Annotated in this window: 18 protein-coding genes; 12 read left to right on the plus strand and 6 right to left on the minus strand. The window is 60.7% G+C overall.

The features are described 5' to 3' along the window. Positions 1 to 6 precede the first annotated feature (6 nt). The gene (locus tag BK660_RS08940) at positions 7 to 903 is read right to left on the minus strand and encodes a helix-turn-helix domain-containing protein (protein ID WP_123433003.1); all 897 of its coding nucleotides are present in this window, start codon (positions 901 to 903) and stop codon (positions 7 to 9) included. A gap of 187 nt (positions 904 to 1,090) precedes the next feature. Between BK660_RS08940 and pobA the strand changes: the two genes are divergently transcribed. Continuing rightward, entirely contained in the window at positions 1,091 to 2,275 is a 1,185-nt protein-coding gene (gene pobA / locus BK660_RS08945; protein ID WP_185045039.1) for a 4-hydroxybenzoate 3-monooxygenase, read from the plus strand. A gap of 78 nt (positions 2,276 to 2,353) precedes the next feature. Then, positions 2,354 to 3,871 carry an MDR family MFS transporter gene (locus tag BK660_RS08950; protein ID WP_123433005.1) on the plus strand — a complete coding sequence of 506 codons (1,518 nt, stop codon included), beginning with the start codon at positions 2,354 to 2,356 and terminating at the stop codon, positions 3,869 to 3,871. Positions 3,872 to 3,996: 125 nt separating this feature from the next. On the opposite strand, the gene BK660_RS08960 is transcribed toward BK660_RS08950, so the two are convergent. The 4 genes from BK660_RS08960 to BK660_RS08975 all read right to left on the minus strand — a co-directional run bounded on the left by BK660_RS08960 (position 3,997) and on the right by BK660_RS08975 (position 8,123). Beyond that, a complete protein-coding gene (locus BK660_RS08960) occupies positions 3,997 to 4,845 on the minus strand; it encodes a cache domain-containing protein (protein WP_123433007.1) in 849 nt (282 codons plus the stop codon). Positions 4,846 to 5,137: 292 nt separating this feature from the next. After that, on the minus strand, positions 5,138 to 6,016 hold the full coding sequence (locus BK660_RS08965) for a coiled-coil domain-containing protein (protein ID WP_123433008.1): 879 nt from the start codon (positions 6,014 to 6,016) through the stop codon (positions 5,138 to 5,140). Positions 6,017 to 6,135: 119 nt separating this feature from the next. Then, entirely contained in the window at positions 6,136 to 7,128 is a 993-nt protein-coding gene (locus BK660_RS08970) for an NAD-dependent epimerase/dehydratase family protein (protein WP_123433009.1), read from the minus strand. A gap of 95 nt (positions 7,129 to 7,223) precedes the next feature. After that, entirely contained in the window at positions 7,224 to 8,123 is a 900-nt protein-coding gene (locus tag BK660_RS08975) for a LysR family transcriptional regulator ArgP (RefSeq protein WP_123433010.1), read from the minus strand. Between the two features lie 110 nt (positions 8,124 to 8,233). Here BK660_RS08975 and BK660_RS08980 point away from each other — a divergent pair, with 110 nt between their 5' ends. The 3 genes from BK660_RS08980 to BK660_RS08990 all read left to right on the plus strand — a co-directional run bounded on the left by BK660_RS08980 (position 8,234) and on the right by BK660_RS08990 (position 10,016). Next, positions 8,234 to 8,635, plus strand: a complete 402-nt coding sequence (locus BK660_RS08980; RefSeq protein WP_123433011.1) for an ACT domain-containing protein — start codon at positions 8,234 to 8,236, stop codon at positions 8,633 to 8,635. Between the two features lie 5 nt (positions 8,636 to 8,640). After that, positions 8,641 to 9,243 carry a LysE/ArgO family amino acid transporter gene (locus BK660_RS08985; protein ID WP_123433012.1) on the plus strand — a complete coding sequence of 201 codons (603 nt, stop codon included), beginning with the start codon at positions 8,641 to 8,643 and terminating at the stop codon, positions 9,241 to 9,243. Positions 9,244 to 9,419: 176 nt separating this feature from the next. Beyond that, on the plus strand, positions 9,420 to 10,016 hold the full coding sequence (locus BK660_RS08990) for a superoxide dismutase (protein WP_017340540.1): 597 nt from the start codon (positions 9,420 to 9,422) through the stop codon (positions 10,014 to 10,016). A 185-nt stretch (positions 10,017 to 10,201) separates the two neighbouring features. Here the strand turns inward: BK660_RS08990 and BK660_RS08995 are convergent, their stop codons facing one another. Then, positions 10,202 to 10,567 (minus strand): DUF6124 family protein, encoded by a 366-nt coding sequence (locus BK660_RS08995; RefSeq protein ID WP_123433013.1) that lies wholly within the window; start codon positions 10,565 to 10,567, stop codon positions 10,202 to 10,204. A gap of 1,072 nt (positions 10,568 to 11,639) precedes the next feature. On the opposite strand from BK660_RS08995, the gene BK660_RS09005 reads away from it, so the two are divergent. From BK660_RS09005 to BK660_RS09045, 7 genes are all read left to right on the plus strand, one after another. After that, on the plus strand, positions 11,640 to 13,691 hold the full coding sequence (locus BK660_RS09005; RefSeq protein WP_123433014.1) for a putative bifunctional diguanylate cyclase/phosphodiesterase: 2,052 nt from the start codon (positions 11,640 to 11,642) through the stop codon (positions 13,689 to 13,691). A 164-nt stretch (positions 13,692 to 13,855) separates the two neighbouring features. Continuing rightward, a complete protein-coding gene (locus tag BK660_RS09010) occupies positions 13,856 to 15,205 on the plus strand; it encodes an imelysin family protein (protein ID WP_123433015.1) in 1,350 nt (449 codons plus the stop codon). Positions 15,206 to 15,525: 320 nt separating this feature from the next. Beyond that, the gene (locus tag BK660_RS09020) at positions 15,526 to 16,953 is read left to right on the plus strand and encodes a di-heme oxidoreductase family protein (RefSeq protein ID WP_123433016.1); all 1,428 of its coding nucleotides are present in this window, start codon (positions 15,526 to 15,528) and stop codon (positions 16,951 to 16,953) included. A 23-nt stretch (positions 16,954 to 16,976) separates the two neighbouring features. Next, positions 16,977 to 18,041, plus strand: a complete 1,065-nt coding sequence (locus BK660_RS09025) for an imelysin family protein (protein ID WP_123433017.1) — start codon at positions 16,977 to 16,979, stop codon at positions 18,039 to 18,041. Between the two features lie 14 nt (positions 18,042 to 18,055). After that, the gene (locus tag BK660_RS09030) at positions 18,056 to 19,153 is read left to right on the plus strand and encodes a DUF1513 domain-containing protein (RefSeq protein ID WP_123433018.1); all 1,098 of its coding nucleotides are present in this window, start codon (positions 18,056 to 18,058) and stop codon (positions 19,151 to 19,153) included. A 275-nt stretch (positions 19,154 to 19,428) separates the two neighbouring features. Next, positions 19,429 to 20,577: an efflux RND transporter periplasmic adaptor subunit gene (locus tag BK660_RS09040; RefSeq protein WP_123433019.1), complete on the plus strand. Its 1,149-nt coding sequence runs from the start codon at positions 19,429 to 19,431 to the stop codon at positions 20,575 to 20,577. Between the two features lie 13 nt (positions 20,578 to 20,590). Further along, positions 20,591 to 23,626 carry a multidrug efflux RND transporter permease subunit gene (locus tag BK660_RS09045; RefSeq protein ID WP_123433020.1) on the plus strand — a complete coding sequence of 1,012 codons (3,036 nt, stop codon included), beginning with the start codon at positions 20,591 to 20,593 and terminating at the stop codon, positions 23,624 to 23,626. Positions 23,627 to 23,703: the final 77 nt, after the last annotated feature.

Genomic DNA, 23,703 nt, shown 5'->3' on the forward strand with positions numbered 1-23,703 from the left:
AGAGGATCAGGCCTCGTTGCCCTGATCGGCCTTCAAGCGGTCGCGGAACGCCTTGGGCGAAATCCCCACGCGACGCCGGAACAGGCGCGTGAAGTTGGTCGGATCGGAAAACCCCAACACGTCTGACATTTCGTAAATGGTCATGCTGGTGTAGGTCAGCAAACGCTTGGCCTCCAGCAACTGCCGCTCGTGCATGATCTGCAACGCCGGTTGCCCCGCCAGTTCACGGCACGTGCCGTTGAGGTGGGACACGGAAATCCCCAGCCGATGCGCCAGGTCTTCGACCTTGACGTGCTGGCGGTAAGTCTCTTCCACCAGTTGGATAAACCCGTTGAGGTATTCCCGCGCGCGCTGCGGACGCTGGCTGGCGCTGCGGCGTGAAATCACCTGCCGGCTGACCCAGACCATGATCACGCTGACCAGTGAATGCATGAGCATTTCACGCGCCGGCTGGTGGCCGGTGTATTCGTCTTGCAGCGCTGAAAACAGGCTATTGAGATAGTCGCCGTCCTTGCCCGCCGGGTAGCTTTCGGCCTGGGCCAAGGCATTCACCGAGTTGCCCAGTTGCGCTTGCAGATGGGCGATCAGCGGCGCGGCGAGGGTCAAGACAAACCCTTCGACGTCTTCGGAAAATCGATAACCGTGCACCGACAACGGCGGCAGGATCAGCACGGTCGGCTCGGTCAGTTGCGTGCGTTTACCTTCGATCTCAAGCTCTGCCTGACCTTTGAAGACGAAGAGTAACTGGCACAAATCGGCATGACGGTGGGGTTTGATTTCCCATTGGTGTTCGCGGCTGCGTTTGGAAATGGTTTCGCAGTGCAGCAAGTCGGGGGTCGGCCAGTCCAGGCTTTCACCGTAGAGCTTGAACACTGGAATCGAAGGCAGGTCAGGCTTGTTCATCACTTCAATCCAGGCCTCGGGAGTTACGGGCGATAATCGCACCGATTGGCAGAAAGAACAGGTATCGGCTCAGTTTTCACCTTCAATTGACAGACTCGCAAGGGAAAAATGCAAGCACTCGATCCATAAAAATAATTCACCGGCCATGGTCGCGTGGAGCTTGCGAGTCAGAACAACAATGAAAACGCTGAAAACTCAAATCGCCATCATTGGCGCCGGTCCTGCCGGTTTACTGCTCGGCCAATTGCTGCACAACGCCGGCATCGACACCCTCATTCTTGAACGCCAGAGCCCGGATTATGTGCTCGGGCGAATCCGTGCCGGGGTCCTTGAACAAGGCATGGTAGAGCTGTTGCGTCAGGCCGGCGTAGGCCGACGCATGGACGCCGAAGGGCTGGTGCACAGCGGCTTCGAACTGGCGCTCGACGGCCGTCAGGTACACATCGATCTGCAGGCATTGACCGGCGGCAAAACCGTGGTGGTGTATGGCCAGACCGAGGTCACCCGCGACCTGATGGCCGCTCGTCGGGAGGCCGGCGCGCAGACGATTTACGAGGCCGCCAACGTCAAGCCGCACGGGATGAAAAGCGCAGAACCTTTCGTCACCTTTGAAAAGGATGGCGAGACGTATCGCCTCGATTGCGACTACATCGCCGGGTGCGATGGCTTCCATGGGGTGGCGCGCCAATCGATCCCCGATGACTGCCTCAAGGTGTTCGAGCGGGTCTATCCGTTTGGCTGGCTGGGCATTCTTGCCGACACGCCGCCGGTGCACGAAGAGCTGGTGTACGCCCGCCACGAGCGCGGTTTTGCCCTGTGCAGCATGCGCTCGGCAACCCGCACCCGGTATTACCTTCAGGTGCCGGCCGAGGATCAGGTGCAGGACTGGTCGGATCAGCGTTTCTGGGATGAGTTGAAATTGCGCCTGCCGCCAGCGTTGGCAGCCTCACTGGTCACCGGCCCGTCCATCGAAAAAAGCATCGCGCCGTTGCGCAGTTTTGTCGTTGAACCGATGCAATTCGGGCGGATGTTCCTGGTCGGCGACGCGGCGCACATCGTCCCGCCCACCGGCGCCAAGGGCCTGAACCTGGCCGCCAGTGACGTCAGCACGCTGTTCAATATTCTGTTGAAGGTCTATCGGGAAGGACGCGTGGATTTGCTGGAGAAATACTCCGAAATCTGCCTGCGCCGCGTGTGGAAAGCCGAGCGGTTTTCCTGGTGGATGACCTCGATGCTGCACCGCTTCGACGACCATGACGCCTTCAGTCAGCGCATCAGCGAGTCGGAGCTGGACTACTTTGTCGGCTCCGAAGCGGGCAGAAAAACCATTGCAGAAAATTACGTCGGGCTTCCGTACGAGGCTATCGAATAGCTTGCTATCGACTTACACTGGCGAGCATCCCCGCTCGCCTTGCCACTTGCGGGTCCATTACTGCCCGCAGGTTTTACCGTGACCAATCTCAACCAGCCTGACACGCCCAAACCGGCCATTCGCAGCGTGCTGATCGCCCTGATGCTGGCGATTTTTCTCGGTGCGCTGGACCAGACCATTGTCGCCGTCTCTATGCCGGCGATTTCCGCCCAGTTCAAGGACGTCAGCCTGCTGGCCTGGGTGATTTCCGGGTACATGGTGGCGATGACGGTGGCAGTGCCGATCTACGGCAAGCTCGGCGATTTGTATGGTCGGCGCAAGCTGATGCTATTCGGCATGGGGCTGTTCACCCTCGCCTCGCTGTTCTGCGGCATGGCCCAGAGCATGGAGCAACTGGTGCTTGCGCGGATCATCCAGGGCATCGGTGCCGGCGGGATGATTTCGGTCAGTCAGGCGATCATCGGCGACATCGTCCCGCCCCGGGAACGCGGTCGATATCAGGGTTATTTCAGCAGCATGTACGCGGTGGCCAGCGTGGCCGGCCCGGTGCTGGGCGGCTACATGACCGAGTATTTGTCGTGGCGCTGGGTGTTCTTGATCAATCTGCCGCTGGGCCTGGGTGCCTGGGTGGTGGCCAATCGCACGCTGGTGGGGCTGCCGGTGCCGCAGCGCAAACCGGTCATCGACTACCTCGGCACGTTGCTGATGATCATCGGCTTGACCGCGTTGTTGCTGGGCATCACGCAGGTCGGTCAGGGTCATTCGTGGCGCAGCGCGCAAGTGCTGGGGCTGTTTGCCGGCGCGGTGGTGGTTCTTGGGGTGTTTGTCTGGCATGAGCGTCGGGCGCGGGAGCCATTGCTGCCGATGCATCTGTTCGCCAACCGCAACGCGATTTTTTGCTGGTGCACGATTTTCTTTACCAGTTTCCAGGCGATCTCGCTGATCGTGCTGATGCCGTTGCGCTTCCAGAGCGTCACCGGCGCCGGGGCGGACAGCGCCGCGCTGCACCTGCTGCCGCTGGCGATGGGTTTGCCGATTGGCGCCTACTTTGCCGGGCGCCGGACTTCGGTGACCGGGCGCTATAAACCGATGATCCTGACCGGCGCGGCGCTGATGCCGATGGCGATTCTGGGCATGGCGTTCAGCCCGCCTCAGGCGTTTGTGCTCAGCAGTCTGTTCATGTTGTTGTGCGGGATCGCCAGCGGCATGCAATTCCCGACGTCACTGGTCGGCACACAGAACTCGGTGGAACAGCGCGACATCGGCGTCGCCACCAGCACCACCAACCTGTTCCGCTCCCTGGGCGGCGCGGTGGGGGTGGCGTTGATGTCGGCGCTGCTGCTGGCGTTGTTGCAGGATTCGAGCTTCGCGCACATTGCCGGTTCGTCGCTGATTGTCGAGGGCAGTTCGGGGAATGTCTTGCTCGACGGTTTGAACGCCGCGCCAGGCGATGCGCAAAACGCCTTGCGCGCGGAGTTGCTGCTGACGTTCAGGCATTTGTTGATGGTGAGTGCGGCGGTGTCGTTGCTGGGGCTGGCGGCGGCGGTGGCGATGCCGAATATGTTGTTGCGGGGGCGGGAAGACAAGGTTCGGTAGTTAGACCGAGTCGCCTGCATTCGCGAGCAAGCCCGCTCCCACATTCCACCGCATTCTCATGCAGGATCTCGGTTAAATGTGGGAGCGGGCTTGCTCGCGAAGGGGCCATTACCGGCACCGAAGATTCAAGGGCTGTAATACCCGACAGCCACCAGAAAATGCCCGACCTTCTTCAGGTAGGCATGCTTGTCCTCAACCTTGCCGGTCACCGGGTTTTTCCAGCGATAGGCGTATTCGCCATAATCCTGCTTGGCCATCAACGCCAGGATCGGCTCACCCACCGGTTTGCCATCCGGGTCATTGATCTTGCTGAAATCGGTGTTGATCAACCGCAGGTTGGTGCCGTGGGCCACGTAGCGCTTAGTGTCCAGGTCGACCACGAACACATACAGGTCATCCTGCAAGTAACCGCCCTTGAGGGAATTGATCGCGGTCAGCGTGCCCTTCTCGTCCTTGGCCAGGTCGGTCGCGGCTTTGTTCAGCAGCGCCATGGCCTGTTCCGCCGACGCCCGTGGCAGGTAGTAACCGACCGCCAGAATCCGCTGGCCGACGCGCTGATAGAACACATGTTTGCGCTCGACCTTGCCATCAGACCAGTTCTGCCAGCGGTATTCCGCCTGCTGGATGCCATTGCCTTCCGGCACTTTCAAGGCGTCCTTGAAGGCTTTTTGCAAGTCCGGCCCGAGGGTCTCGGTGACGTCCCGCCCGATCAACGCCGCCGACGGCCCGCCGCTGGCGAGCATCACGCCCTTGGTGTCGACCACGAACACGTAGCGGTCCTTGTCGACAAACTCGCCCTGACGGCTGAACGCCGCGAAAGCCTTGTCGCCATTCTCGTGGTAGTAAGCCAGGGCCTTTTCCAGCAAGGCTTTGGCCGCCTGGCTGTCGTCCTTTTCCGCCGTGGCGGCGTGAACCTGCCCCACGCACAGCAACAGCATCCCGCCCAATAAGGCCAGTTTGTGCAGAACCCCCATAGCGCATTCCTCGTTCTTGTCGGTGTTTCAAGAGCGTAGACGGCTATGGGAGATGTACGAGGATTCACCAACATGCAGAAACACTGTGGCAAATGGTGGTTATGTGGCTAGAGGGCTTGTCTGTGGCGAGGGGGCTTGCTCCCGCTCGGCTGCGCAGCAGTCGTAAACGAGGCACCGCGATTTAACTGAAGAACTGCGGTGGATGGTTTTGGGGTGGCTTCGCCACCCAACGGGGGCAAGCCCCCTCGCCACAGGCACCCCCCCTCGCCACAGGTACGCAGCAACCCCTAGGCTATTGCCCCCGGGCGCGGAGTTGCTGTTGCAGGTTCTGGATCTGCGCCTGCAGGGTGTTGATGTTGCGGGTGACCTGGCCGCGGAACGCGTCGAACTCAGCGGTGTTGCCGGCGCTTGGCGCGGCGGCCGGGCGGTTGTCCTGCTCGCTTTTGAGCACGATCATGTCTTGTTCTAGACGCTCGATCGCGGCGCTCGGGTTGCCTTGTTTTTTCAGCGCGACGATATCGGCGCCGAGGCTTTTTAGCTGTGCGTCGAACTTGCTGCTGTCGTCCGGGGCGCTTTTCAGGGCGGTCAACTCGGTGCTCAAGGCTTTGAGCTGCGCCTGCAACTGAGTATTGGCCGTCTGATGCTCGGTGCTCTGGGCGGCAAGCTGCGCCAGACGTTTATCCAGATCGCTGGTTTGCGCGGTCATCTGCGCCAGGCGCTTGTCCAGATCGGTGGTCTGACCGACGACGCCCTGCTGCTGTTTGCTCTGGTCCAGCAGTTTGGTTTCCAGGTCCTTGATTTGCAGTTTCAGCGCTTCGCTGTCGCTGGTGACGTTGGTCTGGCTGGCGACGACCTTGCCGGAAATGTCCTGCAAGCGCCCCGCCGCTTCCTCACTGATGCGCGCGAAACTTTCCTGGGTCGCGACCAGTTGTTGCTCCATCAACGAAATCTGCTGAAAACTCCACCAGGCCAGGCCCGCAAACGCAAAAAACAACGCGCCGACCAATGCCCACAGCGGGCCGGTGCTGGCGCCTTTGACCTTCACCACCGGCGCCGGACGCGAATGCACGCTGGTACGCGTGGTGGGCGGAAAATCATCATCGTCAAGGATGTCGGCGCGCAGGCTCGGTACATCATCGAAATCGTCGTTGGCATCGTTACGCATGGACATTGAGTCAACCTTTGTGGAACGCGGTGATGGCTTTATGCGGCGAGTATAACCCCCACTGCCGCACCGATTGACTCTCTACACCCCACTCGGTTCAGCGCGGGCAGGCAGGTCCTGGCACCTCAGTGGATGTCCTGGGCCTTCCACCAACTGCAAAATTCATCGAGGGCGGCCCAGACACTGACTTTCGGATCGTAGTCCAGATAATGCCGGGCGCGACTGATGTCCAGGGTGAAATTTTTGTTCATCACCTGCATGCCCAGTCGCGACAAAGTCGGCTCGGGACGCCCCGGCCACAACTTGCACACCCCTTCATTGAGTGCCGCGACGGAATAACCCAGACCGTAGGAACGGTAGCGCGTCACCTGTGGGACTTGCATGTTGCGCATGACGTAATTGACCACGTCCCACAACGGAATCGGCGTGCCGTTACTGATGTTGTAGGCCTTGCCCAAGGCCGAGCCGCTGGCGAGCAAACTGCTGAGCAACGCTTCGTTGAGGTTTTGCACACTGGTGAAGTCGACCTTGTTCAGGCCATTGCCGATGATCGCCAAGCGTCCCTTGCGCTGCATTTTCAGCAGGCGCGGGAAGATGCTCATGTCACCCGCGCCCGTGACGAAGCGCGGGCGCAGGGCCAGGGTTTCGAGGCCGAATTCCTGGGCGCCGAAGACTTTTTGCTCGGCGAGGAACTTGGTGGCCGCGTAGGGATGCTTGAAGCGCTTGGGCACTTGTTCTTCGGTCAAACCCAGATGATCACGGCCATCGAAGTAGATCGACGGCGACGACAGGTGCACCAACCGCCGAACCCGCTGTTTCAGGCAGGCTTCAACCACGTTTTCGGTGACCTGGACGTTGCCCTGATGAAAGTCCTGATAACGCCCCCACAGCCCCACCGCCCCCGCGCAATGGACCACGGCTTCGACGTCTGAACACAGGTCGCGCGCCAGTTCCGGGTCGCTCAAGTCGCCCTGAATGAACTCGGCGCCACGGCGCACCAGGTGTTCGACGCTTTCGGCCCGGCGACCGTTGACCCGCACGTCCAGGCCCTGCTCCAGGGCAAAACGCGCAAAGCGCCCGCCAATGAAGCCGCTTGCGCCGGTGACCAGAATTTTCATGTAGTGCTCCACAAATGCAGCGGTGAGCTTCAAGCCACAAGCTGCAAGTTAAAAACGATCCGCAAGCGCTTCACTTGCCGCTTGCAGCTTGACGCTTACGGCTGTGTCCAAGGCACCAGCCATTGCTTCGACGAACGCACCAATTGATCGGTCAACAACCCCAGAAGCTGACCGCCATTGCGCCAATGATGCCAGTACAGCGGCACATCGATGGGCTTATCTGGCAAAAGCTCCTGCAATACACCGCGTTCCAGTTGCTCGCGCACTTGTAATTCCGGCACCAGCCCCCAGCCGAGACCGGCCTCGGTCAAGCGAATGAAGCCTTCAGACGAGGGGCATAAATGGTGCTCGAAACCGCCGTCGACCCCGAGGGAGGCGAGGTAGCGATGCTGCAGGAAATCGTCCGGGCCAAACACCAGTGCCGGGGTTTTCGCCAGTTGATCGGCACGAACGCCTTCCGGGAAATGGCGCGCGATAAACGCCGGGCTGGCCAACGCCCGATAACGCATGGCCCCCAGCAAAACGCTGCGGGCCCCCGCCACCGGGCGCTCACTGGCGCAGACACACGCCGCCACTTCGCCGGCACGCATGCGTTTGAGGCCGACGGTCTGGTCTTCGACCACCAGATCCAGCAACAGATGTTGTTCGGCGCAAAAGTCACCCACCGCTTGCGCCCACCATGTGGCGAGGCTGTCGGCATTCAACGCAATGCGCAGGCGCTCCGGCAGGCCTTCTTCGTCCAGCGCCGGCACCAGGGTTTGCAAGTCGCGCTCCAGCAACCGCACTTGCTGCACATGGTTGAGCAGGCGCCGGCCAATCTCCGTCGGCGCCGGCGGCGTCACCCGCACCAGCACCGGTTGGCCGACCCGCGCTTCCAGCAGTTTGATCCGCTGGGAGATCGCCGATTGCGACAGGCCGAGCACCTGCGCGGCTCGTTCAAAACCGGCCTGCTCGACCACGGCGGCCAACGCAGAGAGTAATTTATAGTCGAACATCAGTTTTCCTAATGAGCGATCAGCATGATTGGTTTTTCTTATACAGGTTAGCAGCGGAGAATGCCCACCAAGATCTCTTCAACAAGAATCTCTTCATCAAGGAATCCGACATGGCTGGCGAAACTTCATTGGCAACCCTGCTGCGCAGCATGAGCCCGCAGCTCAACGCCGGCGAATACGTGTTCTGCACCCTGCGCGATGGCCAACTGCCTGCGGGCCTCGAGATCGTCGGCAGCTTTCGCGAGCAGGAAGGCCTGACCGTGATCCTTGAACGTTCCCACGCCGAACAGGCCGGTTTCAGTTTCGACTACGTCGCGGCCTGGATCACCCTGAACGTGCATTCGGCGCTGGAAGCCGTCGGCCTGACCGCCGCCTTCGCCACCGCATTGGGCAAGGCCGGCATCAGCTGCAACGTGATCGCCGGCTACTACCACGATCACTTGTTTGTCGGTCAGGCCGACGCCGAACGCGCACTGAACGTGCTGCGGGACCTGGCAGCCAACGCGGAGTAAACCTTATGTGGCAAAGCTATGTGAACGGGCTGTTGGTGGCCGCCGGGCTGATCATGGCGATCGGCACGCAGAATGCGTTTGTGCTGGCGCAAAGTCTTCGTCGCGAACATCACCTGCCGGTGGCGGCACTGTGCGTCGTTTGCGATGCCTTGCTCGTGGCCGCCGGAGTGTTCGGCCTCGCCACGGTACTGGCGCATAACCCGACCTTGCTGGCGGTTGCCCGCTGGGGCGGCGCGGTGTTTCTGATTTGGTACGGCAGCCAGGCACTGCGCAGGGCATTTTCGAAACAGAGCCTGCAACAGGGTGAAAACCAGACTGTGCGCTCACTGCGTGCGGTGATGCTCAGCGCGCTGGCGGTGACATTGCTCAACCCGCACGTTTATCTGGACACGGTGTTGCTGATTGGCTCCCTCGGTGCCCAGCAAACAGAGCCCGGCGCTTACGTGGTGGGCGCGGCCAGTGCTTCGTTGTTGTGGTTCTTCACCCTGGCGCTGGGCGCGGCGTGGTTGGCGCCGTGGCTCGCGCGGCCCAGCACCTGGCGGATTCTCGACCTGCTGGTGGCGGTGATGATGTTTGCAGTGGCCTTTCAATTAATCGTCACCCCCTGATTATTCCAAAAGGCTCTGGAACCTCTATTCCACACAGTTGTTGCGTGGTTATGCCGCACCCCCGGTGCTATGATCCGATCCGATGCGCCGCAAAGAGTACAAACTCCCCGGCGCTTGTCTGGCCGCCCGTGATCGGCCTTGCGCTCACCGCAACTGACCTGATTAGGAGAATCATCATGGCTTTCGAATTGCCGCCGCTGCCTTACGCACACGATGCCCTGCAGCCGCACATTTCCAAGGAAACTCTGGAATACCACCACGACAAGCACCACAACACCTACGTCGTGAACCTGAACAACCTGGTGCCAGGCACCGAGTTCGAAGGCAAGACCCTGGAAGAAATCGTTAAATCTTCCTCGGGCGGCATCTTCAACAACGCCGCTCAAGTCTGGAACCACACTTTCTACTGGAACTGCCTGGCGCCAAACGCCGGCGGTCAACCTACCGGCGCACTGGCTGAAGCCATCAACGCTGCGTTCGGTTCGTTCGACAAGTTCAAGGAAGAATTCAGCAAGACTTCCATCGGCACCTTCGGTTCCGGTTGGGGCTGGCTGGTGAAAAAGGCTGACGGTTCCCTGGCCCTGGCCAGCACCATCGGCGCCGGCAACCCGCTGACCAGCGGCGACACCCCGCTGCTGACCTGCGACGTCTGGGAACACGCTTACTACATCGACTACCGCAACCTGCGTCCGAAGTACGTTGAAGCGTTCTGGAACCTGGTCAACTGGAAATTCGTGGCTGAGCAGTTCGAAGGCAAAACCTTCACCGCTTAAGATCGATGCCAGACAAAAAACCCGGCTTTTATGCCGGGTTTTTTATTGCCTGGAGAAATGTGTCGACTATTCGGACGCCTTCGCGAGCAGGCTCGCTCCCACAGTGGATCTGCGGTGAGCACAGTATTGGTGTACGACGCAAAACCTGTGGGAGCGAGCCTGCTCGCGAAGAACGATAACGCGGTCTACGCCGGATCGACGTTATCCAAGGCCCGGTTCACCGCCAACTCCGCCAGCATGATGATCTGCTGGATCGCCAACACCGTGTTGCGCTGCGGGCCGGTCAGGTTCGTGGCGAAATCGCTGGTCATGACGCTGGCAGAGGCCAGTGACTCGCAGGCCTGGGCCAGGAGGCTTTCGGTGTCCATGTTCGGGGCAATCATGTACATCGTGCTGGGGCGGCGGGGTTTTTCGGTGTATTGGGACGGGGGATCTAGGTAGTAGTCGAGGGCGCGTTTTATGGCTTCGCGGTCTCGCAGGAGTGCTTCGGCTTCAGTGGTTTCAGCGTCAGGAGTGGTGTCGACGGGTGGATCGGGGACTACTTTGTTCATCTGAATTTCCCTGTTCATTTTGGAAGCCATCACTTGCCATTTCTCACATGGAAAGTGGTGGCAGCTATGTGCAGGGTGAGAAAACCGCGAACAGAGAACCGGCCGGACCGAAGTCCGCCCGCACACAGCCGCCATAGAGCATTGCAGGCAGCCAAAAGCTGGCGGCAATTATGGTGATACTGGCGCTAGATTCATACATATCTGTTCCCGGGCTCTCACACCCGGTCGCTGAGTTTTCAGCGACAGCCAGAGGTTAGAGACAAGGCTTCCTACCCGACAACCTGAAAAATGCGTGGGAAAGCGCTGTGTTTTTTACACATCTTTAAACACACAAAAATGGAACGCGAAGCGCGGGAACGATCAGTCAGCGTACCCCCACCGCTTCTCACCACTCATCAGGCCGAGCGTTAGCTCGCCTGCAGCTCTTGATCTTGATTCACCCGCCCCCTCGGGAGGCTGAGTGGAGGTGTGCATCCGGGGAGTGGCGCGCAGCGCCGTTCGACGCAGTCGAACACGCTGCATGTAGGTGCAGCGAAGCCAACCGGAGGGCAGTGTCCCCGGATGGATACCGGAACGAAGGAACGCCGAGCCTTAGCGAGGGGCCGGACGCTCGGGGCGAGACCTTTTGGTTCCTTTTGGGGCGTTTGCCAAAAGGGACTCGCTGTAAGAGCGAAACCATAAGTGGCCGTTACCGCAGAAATGGATATGTACACCAGGGCAGAGAATGGTCGGCTACCAGGCCGCCTTCGCGAGCAAGCCCGCTCCCACATTTGGAATATGCACATCCGCGGAAAACAGGTCAATTGCTGACAATGAAACCAGCCCGAACCCCCTTGCCCCAACGCCATAGCCGGCTACCATCAACCGAGAAGGAAAAATTATCCCAATCCCCTCAAGTTGAAGGACCCAACTACCGACACAGTAAAAATAGAACAAAAACCCCGGACAACAGCAAATCGGCCAACCCCACAGGCAAAATCCCCTGTGAATAAATGTCCCTTTGACTGCCAACACGGGATTGCCAATACTCATGGCAACTTGATGCTACCCGCACGGAACAAGGAATAACCCTTTGAAGCTGGAACTCAAGAACAGCTTGTCGGTGAAGTTGCTCCGGGTCGTGCTCCTGTCGGCATTGATCGTCGGCGTGGTCTTGAGCTGTGCGCAAATCGTTTTCGACGCCTACAAGACACGCCAGGCCGTGGCCAACGATGCCGAGCGCATCCTCGACATGTTCCGCGACCCGTCGACCCAGGCCGTCTACAGCCTGGACCGGGAAATGGGCATGCAAGTGATCGAAGGCCTGTTCCAGGACGACGCCGTGCGCCAGGCCTCCATCGGCCACCCCAACGAAGCCATGCTCGCGCAAAAAACCCGCGAATTGCAGCATTCCAACAGTCGCTGGCTGACCGACCTGATCCTCGGCAAGGAACGCACCTTCACCACCCAACTGGTGGGTCGTGGCCCTTACAGCGAATATTACGGCGACCTGAGCATCACCCTCGACACCGCCACCTACGGCCAAGGGTTCATCGTCAGCTCGGTGATCATCTTCATTTCCGGCGTGTTGCGCGCCATGGCCATGGGCCTGGTGCTGTACCTGGTCTACCACTGGCTGCTGACCAAACCGCTGTCGCGGATCATCGAACACCTGACCGAAATCAACCCGGATCGCCCCAGTGAACACAAGATTCCGCAACTCAAGGGCCACGAAAAGAACGAATTGGGCATCTGGATCAACACCGCCAACCAACTGCTCGAATCCATCGAACGCAACACCCACCTGCGCCACGAGGCAGAAAACAGCCTGTTGCGCATGGCCCAGTACGACTTCCTGACCGGCCTGCCCAACCGCCAGCAATTGCAGCACCAACTGGACAAGATCCTGGTCGACGCCGGCAAATTGCAGCGTCGGGTCGCGGTATTGGTGGTAGGTCTGGACGATTTCAAAGGTATCAACGAGCAGTTCAGCTACCAGACCGGCGACCAATTGCTGCTGGCGTTGGCTGACAGGCTGCGCGCTCACAGTGGCCGCCTCGGCGCCCTCGCCCGTCTCGGTGGCGACCAGTTCGCCCTGGTCCAGGCCGATATCGAACAACCCTATGAAGCCGCCGAACTGGCGCAAAGCATCCTCGATGATCTGGAAGCGGCGTTTGCCCTCGACCATCAGGAAATCCGCCTGCGCGCGACCATCGGCATCACCCTGTTCCCCGAGGACGGTGACAGCACCGAGAAGTTGCTGCAAAAAGCCGAGCAGACCATGACCCTGGCCAAAACCCGCTCGCGCAATCGTTATCAGTTCTACATCGCCAGCGTCGACACCGAGATGCGCCGCCGTCGCGAACTGGAAAAAGACCTGCGCGATGCCCTGGCCCGCGATCAGTTCTACCTCGTCTACCAGCCACAGATCAGCTACCGCGACCACCGGGTGGTGGGCGTCGAAGCACTAATTCGCTGGCAGCATCCCGAACATGGCCTGGTGCCGCCGGACCTGTTCATCCCGCTGGCCGAGCAGAACGGCACCATCATTGCCATCGGCGAATGGGTGCTGGATCAGGCCTGCAAACAATTGCGCGACTGGCACGATCAAGGCTTCCCCGACCTGCGCATGGCGGTGAACCTGTCGACCGTGCAACTGCACCACGCCGAGTTGCCGCGTGTGGTGAACAACCTGATGCAAATGTACCGACTGCCACCACGCAGCCTGGAACTGGAAGTGACCGAAACCGGCCTGATGGAAGACATCAGCACCGCCGCCCAACACCTGCTGAGCCTGCGTCGCTCCGGCGCGTTGATCGCCATTGATGACTTCGGTACCGGCTATTCGTCACTGAGTTATCTGAAAAGCCTGCCATTGGACAAGATCAAGATCGACAAGAGCTTCGTGCAGGACCTGCTCGATGACGACGACGATGCAACCATCGTTCGCGCGATCATCCAGCTGGGCAAGAGCCTCGGCATGCAGGTGATTGCCGAAGGCGTGGAGACCGCCGAGCAAGAGGCCTACATCATCTCCGAAGGCTGCCACGAAGGTCAGGGCTACCACTACAGCAAGCCACTGCCGGCCCGTGAATTGAGCGCCTATCTGAAACAGGCCCAGCGCAGTAACGCGGCCATCCTCTAAAACAACGCAGTCCTGAGCTCGCCACACAGCTACAGGTTCTGCGCTGCGTGAATAAGAAATATTTCCACCTGCACCCTTTACACAGAATGCGAAAGATTTGCATTATGTCGCAGTTTTGCGCGTGTGAAGCGCCTTCCACCCCCTCTCGAAGCAGGATGTTCGCCATGATTCGTATGCCTCTGGCTACCGCCAGTCTGTTGGCCATCGCTATTTCCCTCGCCGGTTGTGGCGAAGGCAAAGACAAGTCCGCCGCCGCGCCAGCGCCGACTCCGGCCGCCAGCACCGCTGCTGCGCCAGCGACTGCCCCAGCCGCGACCAGCAAAGTCGATGAAGCGGCCGCCAAAGCCGTTGTCGCGCATTACGCCGACATCGTCTTCGCCGTTTACAGCGATGCCGAATCCACCGCGAAAACCCTGCAAACCGCCGTCGACGCCTTCCTCGCCAAGCCGAACGCCGACACCCTGAAAGCCGCCAAGGCTGCCTGGGTCGCTGCCCGCGTGCCTTACCTGCAGAGCGAAGTGTTCCGCTTCGGCAACACCATCATCGACGATTGGGAAGGTCAGGTTAACGCCTGGCCACTGGACGAAGGCCTGATCGACTACGTCGACAAATCCTACGAGCACGCCCTGGGTAACCCCGGCGCCGCCGCCAACATCATCGCCAACACTGAAGTCCAGGTCGGCGAAGACAAGGTCGACGTGAAAGACATCACCCCGGAAAAACTCGCCAGCCTGAACGAGCTGGGCGGTTCCGAGGCCAACGTTGCGACCGGCTACCACGCCATCGAATTCCTGCTGTGGGGCCAGGACCTGAACGGCACCGGCCCAGGCGCTGGCAACCGTCCTGCTTCCGATTACCTGGAAGGCAAAGGCGCTACTGGCGGTCACAACGATCGTCGCCGCGCTTACCTGAAATCCGTGACCCAACTGCTGGTCAGCGACCTGGAAGAAATGGTCGGTAACTGGAAGCCGAACGTGGCCGACAACTACCGCGCCACCCTGGAAGCCGAACCGGTGGATACCGGCCTGCGCAAAATGCTGTTCGGCATGGGCAGCCTGTCCCTGGGCGAACTGGCGGGCGAGCGCATGAAGGTGTCCCTGGAAGCCAACTCCCCGGAAGACGAACAGGATTGCTTCAGCGACAACACCCACAACTCGCACTTCTACGATGCCAAAGGCATTCGTAACGTGTACCTGGGCGAATACACCCGCGTCGACGGCACCAAAATGACCGGCGCCAGCCTGTCCTCCCTGGTGGCCAAGGCCGACCCGGCTGCCGACACCGCGCTGAAAGCTGATCTGGCCGCTACCGAAGCCAAGATCCAGGTCATGGTTGACCACGCCAACAAGGGTGAGCACTACGACCAGTTGATCGCCGCCGGCAACACCGCTGGCAACCAGATCGTGCGTGACGCGATCGCTTCGCTGGTCAAGCAGACCGGTTCGATCGAAGCTGCCGCTGGCAAACTGGGCATTAGCGACCTGAACCCGGACAACGCTGATCACGAGTTCTGATCAACGCTGGCGGCACAAGAAGGCGACCTAAGGGTCGCCTTTTTCATACCTGCCTGAATGCAATCCCCCTGTGGGAGCCTGCTCGCGAAGGCGATTTCATATTCAGCCCCTGTGTTGACTGACACGGCCCCTTCGCGAGCAGGCTCGCTCCCACAGGGGACGGCGCAGAACCTGTGGGAGCGTGGCTTGCCCGCGATGGCCGCGACTCGGTCTCAAGTCAAACCTTGCCCCACATCAAGTAAACGATAATTCCTCTTATTCAAACTCCCCTGCCCTGTTAGACTTTGCGCCTTTATTTTCGCCCGTCCGCAGGATGTCTGATGCCCCCGCTGCCTCTTCGCTTGTCCGCACTGTTACTGGCCCTGGGCCTGAGTGCCTGCGATGACGCCCCGCGTTTTACCAAGGCCGAACCCGGTGAAGCCCGGTCCGGTGGCAGCGCGACCGTGCGCAAGACTGATCAGAACGCGTTTTCCCTGCCGTCCGCCAACCTGCCGCCGTCACGGCGTGTGGACTTCAGCGTCGGCAACAGTTTCTTCCGCAGCCCCTGGGTGATCGCGCCGTCGACGACCACCGCCCGCGACGGCCTCGGCCCGCTGTTCAATACCAACGCCTGCCAGGGCTGCCACATCAAGGACGGTCGCGGCCATCCGCCACCGCCTGACGCACCGAATGCGGTGTCGATGCTGGTCCGCCTGTCCATTCCCAACGCGCCCGCCTATGCCAAGGTCATCGAGCAGCTCGGCGTCGTGCCGGAACCGGTCTATGGCGGCCAGTTCCAGGACATGGCCGTGCCGGGCGTTGCGCCGGAAGGCAAGGTGCGTGTCGATTACACGCCCGTCCCCGTGCGTTTCAAGGACGGTACCGAAGTCGAACTGCGCAAGCCGAGCCTGAACACCACCCAACTGGGCTACGGCCCGATGCACCCGGATACCCGGTTCTCGGCGCGAGTCGCCCCGCCGATGATTGGCCTGGGTTTGCTTGAAGCAATCCCCGACGCGGCGATCCTGGCCAATGCCGAAGCGCAGGCGAAGGACAAAAACGGCATCGCCGGACGCCCGAACCGGGTCTGGGATGACGTCCAACAGAAAACCGTCCTCGGCCGATTTGGCTGGAAAGCCGGGCAACCGAACCTCAATCAACAGAATGTGCATGCGTTTTCTGGCGACATGGGCCTGACCACCCGCCTGAGGCCGTTTGACGACTGCACCGACGCGCAAACCGCCTGCAAACAGGCGCCGAATGGCACCGGCCCTGATGGCGAGCCGGAAGTCAGCGACAACATCCTGCGCCTGGTGCTGTTTTACAGCCGAAACCTTGCCGTGCCGGCCCGCCGCGATGTCAGCGCGCCCGAAGTGCTGGCCGGCAAAAACCTGTTTTTCCAGGCCGGATGCCAATCCTGCCACACGCCGAAATACACCACCGCCGCCAACGCCGCCGAACCTGAACTGGCCAATCAAGTGATTCGCCCGTACAGCGATCTGCTGCTGCATGACATGGGCGACGGCCTGGCCGACAACCGCACCGAATTCCAGGCCAGTGGCCGCGACTGGCGCACCCCGCCGTTGTGGGGCATCGGCCTGACGCAAGCGGTCAGTGGCCACACCCAGTTTTTGCATGATGGCCGCGCGCGCAATCTGCTCGAAGCCGTGCTCTGGCATGGCGGCGAAGCTCAGGCCGCGCAGCAACAGGTTTTGTCTTTCAATGCCGAGCAGCGCACTGCGTTGCTGGCGTTTTTGAATTCTCTTTAAACATAAAGAATCGGGAGCCCGACATGTTCCGCCCCAAATTGTTGTTCACCAGCCTTGCCGCACTCGCACTGGGCGCCTGCTCACCGCAGGACCCGCAAGCCGTGACGTCGGCTGCCATCGCCAAATCGGTGATCCTGCCGACCTACACCCGCTGGGTTGAAGCCGACCGCCAATTGGCCGTCAGCGCCCTCGCCTACTGCGAAGGCAAGGAAAACCTCGACACCGCCCGCGCCGACTTCCTGCACGCGCAGAAAGCCTGGGCCGAGCTGCAACCGCTGCTGATCGGGCCGCTGGCCGAGGGCAACCGTTCGTGGCAGGTGCAATTCTGGCCGGACAAGAAGAACCTGGTCGGCCGTCAGGTCGAGCAATTGGTCACCGCGCAGCCGCAGATCGATGCCACCGCCCTGGCCAAGTCCAGCGTGGTGGTTCAGGGCCTCTCGGCCTATGAATACATCCTGTTCGACAGCAAGCCGGACGTGGCCAACGATGCGCAGAAAGCCAAATACTGCCCATTGCTGAAAGCCATTGGCGAGCGTCAGAAACAACTGGCCGAAGAGATTCTGCAAAGCTGGAACAACACCGACGGCATGCTCGCGCAAATGAGCAAATTCCCGAACCAGCGCTACGCCGATTCCCATGAAGCCATTGCTGATTTGCTGCGTGTGCAGGTCACCGCCATCGACACCCTGAAGAAAAAACTTGGCACGCCAATGGGCCGCCAGAGCAAGGGCGTGCCGCAGCCGTTCCAGGCCGATGCATGGCGCAGCCAGTCGTCCCTCACCGGTCTCGAAGCCAGCCTCGCCGCGGCCAAAACCGTGTGGGAAGGCGTCGACAACAAAGGCCTGCGCGGTCTGTTGCCGAGCGACCAGAAACCGTTGGCCGACAAGATCGATGCTGCCTACGCCGCCTCGCTGAAACTGTTCGCCAGCAACCAGCGCTCGCTGACCGAAATGCTCAACGACGATGCCGGTCGCCAGCAACTCAACGATCTCTACGACAGCCTCAACGTTGTCCATCGCCTGCACGAAGGCGAACTGGCCAAGGCGCTGGGCATTCAACTGGGCTTCAACGCCAACGACGGTGACTGATGAGGACAAGTGCCATGCTGCGACGTCAGGCTCTGACTTTAGGTAGCTTGCTGCTGGGAGCAGTGACACTGGGCGGTTGGACGCTGTTCAAGCAAAAGGACAAAAGCCCGCTGCTGCTGTCGGCGCGGGACGACACCGACGGCAAGCATTACGCCGTCGGTTATCGGCTGGACGGCACCCGGGTGTTCGCCACCCAGGTCGCCCAGCGCTGCCACGACATCATCAACCACCCGACGCTGCCGATCGCACTGTTCGTCGCCCGTCGTCCGGGCACCGAGAGCTACCTGATCGACTTGCGTGACGGCACGCTGCTGCAAACCGTGGCCTCGCTGCCGAACCGGCATTTCTACGGGCACGCGGTGATTCACAAGAGCGGCGACTGGCTGTACGCGACCGAGAACGATACGTCCGATCCAGGCCGTGGCTTGCTTGGTGTGTATAAGTTCGAAGGTGAGCGGCTGGTGCACGGCGGTGAGATTTCCACCCATGGCATCGGCCCGCATCAAGTGTCGTGGATGCCCGATGGCGAAACCCTGGTGGTGGCCAACGGTGGCATTCGCACCGAAGCCGAAAGCCGGGTCGAGATGAACCTCAACGCCATGGAACCGAGCCTGGTGCTGATGCAACGCGACGGCACGCTATTGAGCAAGGAAACCCTCGCCCAGCAGATGAACAGCGTGCGACATCTGGGGATCGCCAGCGACGGCACCATCGTTGCCGGTCAGCAATTCATGGGGCCCTCCCATGAGTCGTCGGAGCTGCTGGCGATCAAGCGTCCCGGCCAGCCGTTCGTGGCGTTTCCGGTGCCCGAGCATCAGTTGCAGGCGATGGGGCATTACACCGCCAGCGTCGCAGTGCACAGCGAACTGCGCCTGGTGGCGTTGACCGCACCACGGGGCAATCGCTTTTTCATCTGGGACCTGGACAGCGGCGAAGTGCGCCTGGATGCGCCACTGCCCGATTGCGCCGGGGTCGGCGCCGTGGCCGACGGTTTTGTCGTGACCTCGGGCCAGGGCCGCTGCCGCTACTACGATTGCCGCCAGACAACTCTGGTTGCAAAACCGCTGGAGCTTCCGGCGGGGCTTTGGGACAACCACCTGCATCTCATCTGACCGCCCCTTGGTGGTGGGCTTGCCCTGTGGCGAGGGGGCTTGCCCCCGTTGGGTCGCGAAGCGGCCCCAAAAAACGGCGGTGGCGGTGTATCAGGTACACCGCGTGCAACTGTATGACGACTGCTTCGCAGCCGAACGGGGGCAAGCCCCCTCGCCACAGGTTTGCATTCAGTCCCTCTATTGCCTGACTGTGAAATGTGTCAGTTGGAATCACCCGCGCACTCGGAGTAATGTGCCTCCCTGTCTCACCTGATTTTCTCCAAGGAACTGGAAATATGCTGCGTCGCCGCATGCTGATCATGTTGGGTGTTGTTCTGCTGATCGTGCTGGTCCTGGCCGGTTATAAAGCCTTCTCCATCTACACGATGATTCAAGGCTTCTCCGCGCCAAAACCGCCGATCAGTGTTGCCGTGGCCACCGCCACCGAACGGCCGTGGCAAGCCCGCCTGCCCACCGTGGGCACGCTCAAGGCGTTGCAGGGCGTGGACCTGAGCCTGGAGACCGACGGCACCGTCGTCGATTTACAGTTCGAGTCAGGGCAGAAGGTCAAGGCCGGTCAACCCCTGTTGCGACTCGACAGCGCCGTGGAAAGTGCCTTGCTGGAAACGGCGCTGGCCGACCTCGGGCTGGCGCAACTCGATTACGGTCGCGGTAGCCAACTGGTCGGCAGCCAGGCGATTTCCAAAGGTGAATTCGACCGACTGTCAGCGGTGCAGAAAAAGAGCAAGGCCACGGTCAATCAGCTCAGGGCTGCGCTGAGCAAAAAGAGCATCGCCGCCCCCTTCAGCGGGACCATCGGCATTCGTCAGGTGGACGTCGGTGACTATGTCGCCACCGGCACCATGATTGCCACCCTGCAAGACCTCAGCAGCCTCTATGTAGACTTCTTCGTGCCCGAGCAGTCGATCCCGAAGATCGCCCTCGGCCAACCGGTGCAGGTGATTGTCGCGGCCTACCCGACACGCACCTTCCCCGGCACCATCAGTGCGATCAACCCGAAAGTCGAAAACAGCACGCGCAACGTCCAGGTCCGCGCGACCCTGGCCAATCCTGACGGCACGTTGCTGCCGGGGATGTTCGCCAGCCTGCAGGTGTTGTTGCCCGACCCACAGCCGCGCATCGTCGTGCCGGAAAGCGCAATCACCTACACGCTGTACGGCAACTCGATCTACGTCGTTGCACAGAAAAAAGCCGAAGACGGCAGCCTGGAAAAAGACGACAAGGGCCAACCGATCCTGATCGCCGAACGGCGCTTCATCGAAACCGGCGAACGCCGCGATGGGCTGGTGATGATTACCAAAGGTGTGCAGAACGGCGAAAAAGTGGTCACGGCCGGCCAGATCAAACTGGACAACGGTGCGCACATCGCGATCAGCGACGACAAGACCCTAGCCGAGAAGAACAGTCAGCCACGCGCGGACTGATCAAGGAATCCCCATGGCTTTTACCGACCCGTTCATCCGCCGCCCGGTCCTCGCGACCGTGGTCAGCCTGTTGATTGTGCTGCTGGGCTTCCAGGCCTGGAGCAAGCTGCCGCTGCGCCAATACCCGCAAATGGAAAACGCCCTGATCACAGTGACCACGGCGTACCCCGGGGCCAATGCCGAAACCATCCAGGGCTACATCACCCAACCGATGCAGCAGAGCCTGGCCAGCGCCGAGGGTATCGACTACATGACGTCGGTCAGTCGCCAGAACTTCTCGGTGATCTCGATCTACGCGCGTATCGGTTCCAACAGCGACCGCTTGTTTACCGAGCTGCTGGCCAAGGCCAACGAGGTCAAGAACCAGTTGCCTCAGGACGCCGAAGACCCGGTGCTGAGCAAGGAAGCGGCCGATGCCTCGGCGCTCATGTACATCAGTTTCTTCAGCAAGGAGCTGAGCAACCCGCAGATCACCGATTACCTGTCGCGGGTCATCCAGCCCAAACTGGCCACCCTGCCCGGCATGGCCGAAGCCGAGATTCTCGGCAATCAGGTGTTTGCCATGCGCCTGTGGCTGGACCCGATGAAGCTGGCCGGTTTCGGCCTCAGCGCCAGCGACGTGACCAACGCGGTCCGCCAGTACAACTTCCTCTCCGCCGCCGGCGAAGTGAAAGGCGAATACGTCGTCACCAGCATCAACGCCAACACCGAGCTCAAATCCGCCGAAGCCTTTGCCGCGATTCCGCTCAAGGTCGACGGTGACAGCCGCGTGCTGCTCAGCGATGTCGCGCGGGTGGAAATGGGCGCGGAAAACTACGACACCATCAGTTCCTTCGGTGGCACCCCCTCGGTGTACATCGGCATCAAGGCCACGCCGGGCGCCAACCCGCTGGACGTGATCAAGGAAGTGCGCAAGATCATGCCGGAGCTGGAAGCCCAGCTGCCGCCGAACCTCAAGGGTGAAATCGCCTACGACGCCACGCTGTTCATCCAGGCCTCGATCGATGAAGTAGTGAAAACCCTGTTCGAAGCGGTGCTGATCGTCATCGTCGTGGTGTTCCTGTTTCTCGGGGCGCTGCGGTCGGTGGTGATTCCGGTGGTGACCATTCCGTTGTCGATGATCGGCGTGATGTTCTTCATGCAGATGATGGGTTACTCGATCAACCTGCTGACGCTGCTGGCGATGGTGCTGGCCATCGGGCTGGTGGTGGACGATGCGATCGTGGTGGTGGAGAACATTCACCGCCACATCGAGGAAGGCAAGACGCCTTTTGACGCGGCCATCGAGGGCGCCCGGGAAATTGCGATGCCGGTGGTCTCGATGACCATCACGCTGGCGGCGGTCTATGCACCGATCGGTTTTTTGACCGGGCTGACCGGGGCGCTGTTCAAGGAATTCGCCCTGACACTGGCCGGGGCGGTGGTGATCTCCGGCGTAGTTGCGCTGACACTGTCGCCGATGATGTGCGCCTTTTTGCTGCGCCACGACGAAAATCCCAGCGGCCTCGCCCACCGCTTGGACCTGATTTTCGAAGGCCTCAAGCGTCGTTACCAAAGCCTGCTGCACGGCACCCTGAACACCCGGCCGGTGGTGCTGGTGTTTGCGGTGATCGTGCTTTGCCTGATTCCGGTGCTGCTCAAGTTCACCAAGTCGGAGCTGGCACCCGACGAGGACCAGGGCATCATTTTCATGTTGGCCAACGCCCCGCAACCGGCCAACCTCGATTACCTGAACACCTACACCGACGAATTCATCACCATTTTCAAGGAATTTCCCGAGTACTACTCCTCGTTCCAGATCAATGGGTTCAACGGCGTGCAATCGGGGATTGGCGGTTTCCTGCTCAAACCGTGGAATGAACGCGACCGCACACAGATGGCGATTCTGCCCGAGGTCCAGCGCAAACTGGAGAGCATTGCCGGGTTGCAGATCTTTGGCTTCAACCTGCCCTCCCTGCCCGGTACCGGCGAAGGCCTGCCGTTTCAGTTCGTGATCAACACGGCCAAAGATTACGATCAGCTGCTACAGGTCATGGACCGGGTAAAAAAACGTGCCATGGAGTCGGGCAAGTTCGCCTTCGTCGACGTCGACCTGGCCTTCGACAAACCGGAAGTGGTGGTCGATATCGACCGCGCCAAAGCCGCGCAGATGGGCGTGTCCATGCAAGACCTGGGCGGAACCCTGGCGACGTTGCTGGGTGAGGCGGAAATCAACCGCTTCACCATCGAGGGCCGCAGTTACAAGGTCATCGCGCAGGTCGAACGCCCCTTCCGGGATAACCCGGACTGGCTGAACAACTATTACGTGAAGAACAACAAGGGCCAATTGCTGGCCCTGTCGACCCTGATCACCGTCACCGACCGGGCGCGACCGCGACAGCTGAACCAGTTCCAGCAACTCAACTCGGCCATCCTTTCCGGGGTGCCGCTGGTCAGCATGGGCGAAGCCCTCGACACCGTGCGGCAGATCGCCCGGGAAGAAGCCCCGGCGGGCTTCGCCGTCGATTACGCCGGCGCATCACGGCAATACGTTCAGGAAGGCAGTGCGTTGTGGGTCACCTTTGCCCTGGCCCTGGCAATCATCTTCCTGGTGCTGGCTGCGCAGTTTGAAAGCTTTCGCGACCCGCTGGTGATTCTGGTGACCGTGCCGCTGTCGATTTGCGGGGCGTTGATCCCGCTGTTCCTCGGCTGGTCGAGCATGAACATTTATACCCAGGTCGGGCTGGTGACGCTGATCGGGCTGATCAGCAAGCACGGGATCCTGATCGTCGAGTTCGCCAACCTGCTGCGCAAGGAAAAAGGCCTGACGGCTCGCGAAGCGGTGGAGGAAGCGGCGGCGATCCGGCTTCGTCCTGTGCTGATGACCACGGCAGCGATGGTGTTTGGCATGGTGCCGTTGATCATTGCCACCGGCGCGGGGGCGGTGAGCCGGTTTGATATCGGGACGGTGATTGCGACGGGGATGTCGATCGGGACATTGTTTACCTTGTTCGTGTTGCCGTGCATCTACACCTTGCTGGCCAAACCCGATCCTGAAGAACACCCATAACAAATGTGGGAGCGGGCTTGCTCGCGAAGGCGGTGTGTCATTCAGCGATGATGTTGACTGTCACACCGCCTTCGCGA

Origin of the sequence: Pseudomonas brassicacearum (assembly GCF_003732265.1) — a bacterium.
In the GTDB taxonomy this organism is placed as follows: Bacteria; Pseudomonadota; Gammaproteobacteria; order Pseudomonadales; family Pseudomonadaceae; genus Aquipseudomonas; species Aquipseudomonas brassicacearum_D.